2 protein-coding genes are annotated in these 1,829 nt (G+C 38.5%); both read left to right on the top strand.

The genetic code is table 11. The features are described 5' to 3' along the window. The first annotated feature begins 237 nt into the window (after nucleotides 1-237). Complete coding sequence (locus ACWXWT_RS20415; protein WP_456043396.1) at nucleotides 238-903, top strand: cold-shock protein; 666 nt, start codon at nucleotides 238-240, stop codon at nucleotides 901-903. A gap of 350 nt (nucleotides 904-1,253) precedes the next feature. Beyond that, nucleotides 1,254-1,640 carry a ribosome recycling factor family protein gene (locus ACWXWT_RS20410; protein ID WP_456043395.1) on the top strand — a complete coding sequence of 129 codons (387 nt, stop codon included), beginning with the start codon at nucleotides 1,254-1,256 and terminating at the stop codon, nucleotides 1,638-1,640. Nucleotides 1,641-1,829: the final 189 nt, after the last annotated feature.

Raw genomic sequence — 1,829 nt, 5'->3', positions numbered from 1 at the left:
TATTTTTTTCCATAAAAAATAACACATTCCCACCCTCCATGGCGGTCAGATGCTGGAGGTAGAGTAACGCAGGAGCTTGTTACCGAGGATCACTATTCGCTTCAATCATCTGCCTTGCCTACAGCACGTTAAACTCCCGCTGAAAGATCACATATTTAATAGGATTGGTATAATATGTTTGTATTTTATGTTGGCCGCTCTTAGGCGGCTATTGAATATTTAGATAAAGGTTATAGCGTGAAAGGTTTAGTTGTCTCTTATCTATCAAGTAAGAAATATGGTTTTATTAATGGTGATGATGGTGAAAGTTACTTTTTGCATTTTTCGAGTTTGCTTGATAAGTCATCAGAAAATAAGCTGGTAAAAGGTGTTATTGTTGAATTTGACCCTACCCCAACGCCTAAGGGGCTTGCAGCAAAGAGTGTGAGTATTCAAGAAGTTTACCTTGAGAAAAAAAAGGTTAACTTTTTTATGACTAAACAGAAAACACCAAAGCACCTAACGGTAGAAGCATCACATCTAATTAGTACTCGCTTTTTTAAAGACCCTAATGTTGGGCGTGAACACATAAAACAGCTTGCCATTGAAGCTGGAGGGAACGCTGTTCTTGGTCTTGATTTTGAGAAAAAAACGTTTTCGTCGGGTAACTATAAATATACGATGCATGCATTTACTGGTCATTTAGCGTTGGTAACCGAGAATGTACCTTGCAGTAGCCAACAAATTGAACTTGAATCGCACCGTGAATTTGTTTCTTTATGTGAAAATATGCACCGTCAGTTTGAAGCAATCCAAGAGCGGGAAAGCCAAGCAAGGGAAAAACAGTTGTCGAGTAACTATACTGGGTGTTTAATTGTACTTGTGATGTTATGTGTATTTGTGATTGCTGTGTTGGCCAACTAGAAGAGTTATTTGATACTCAAATTTTTGGCGTTTTTTAAACGTAGAACGCTAATCGCTGTAACTCTGTAATATCTCTTTTAACGCAGTAGAAATACCCAACAAACGCTGCCATAAGAGGGCGGCTAAAAATGTTTTACTCTATGTTGAGCGATTTTTTGCTTAGATAGCTATACCGCAATCCAGTTGCAAAAATTTAACCAGCAAAGATTAACGGGCTCTAGTATCGAACTCTGATAAAGCAATATGGTTGAATGCGATCTAAATTGTACTTGGTTGGTTTTTATGTGCATTTCTCTAGAATATAGTGAGATGCATTCTTTAGTACTTGGGTAAGTTTTGAGATATTAGCGATGCATGAAGATATCATTATTCGACTTCCATCCCTCATTCATCGTATCGGCGGTGATAAAACCAAGCAAGCTAAAGCGATAGCAGAGCAATGCCATTGCGTGCTTAAGCGTGTGCGACGTTCTCGACATTGGCAAGTGTCTGGTGAGGCCATTAATATTCAACTATTTACACAAGGATTAACCACCTCAGCCGATGACGGCTTTCGGTACCTTATTCATAAAATCGAAACGGCGTTGTTGGATCATGCTGATAAGTTGGAGCCTTTAGACGCTAAACTTGTCAGATTAATAAATGATAACCCAGGTATAACCTTAGGAGAGCTCTTAGCGCAAACACGATGCACAATAGCAGAGGCAAGAGTGGCACGTTTCAATGCTGAGATTTAATGCTTGCTTGATGTTAATAAAATCATAAAGGTGTGAGTAAGGCGTGAACACTACCTGAGTGCGAGACTGTAACTAATTTTGTGTAACTGCTTATCAAAACGTACTCTATTGAGAGTTAAGGATAGGCAGATACTCATGAACAAAAAAGATATTGAAGCTTTTGCTAAAGAAGCAGCTAAAAGCATTAAA

The organism is Shewanella sp. A22 (assembly GCF_053850585.1).
This window is presented reverse-complemented; position numbering and strand designations above follow the sequence as displayed.

Excerpts from the sequence above, each read along its gene's own strand:
- ACWXWT_RS20410 (WP_456043395.1), top strand. The coding sequence starts at position 1,254 with ATGCATGAAGATATCATTATTCGACTTCCATCCCTCATTCATCGTATC.